Here is a 251-nt window from a genome sequence, read left to right as displayed (position 1 = left end):
CTCTCCGAGTACGCCTTCGCCGGCTTGTTGCGCGGTAATCGCACGGAGCTGGTGAAGTGCCGCGGTAACGACCTGCAAGTGCCGGCCACCGCCGAGATCATTCTTGAAGGCGTGATTCACCCTGGTGAAATGGCCGATGAAGGCCCGTACGGCGACCACACCGGTTACTACAACGAAGTCGACAGCTTTCCGGTGTTCACCGTCGAGCGCATCACCCATCGGGTCAAGCCGATCTACCACAGTACCTACAC

At 59.8% G+C, this 251-nt stretch carries 1 protein-coding gene; it reads left to right on the top strand.

Annotation, left to right across the window (positions count from 1 at the left end):
• On the top strand, positions 1-251 hold a 251-nt coding region (locus QN399_RS26475), incomplete at both ends, for a UbiD family decarboxylase domain-containing protein (protein WP_330201961.1).

Origin of the sequence: Pseudomonas sp. 10C3, assembly GCF_036346185.1 — a bacterium.
Lineage (GTDB): Bacteria > Pseudomonadota > Gammaproteobacteria > Pseudomonadales > Pseudomonadaceae > Aquipseudomonas.
The sequence above is the reverse complement of the archived record's forward strand: the minus strand, read 5'-3'. Positions and strand labels throughout refer to the sequence as shown.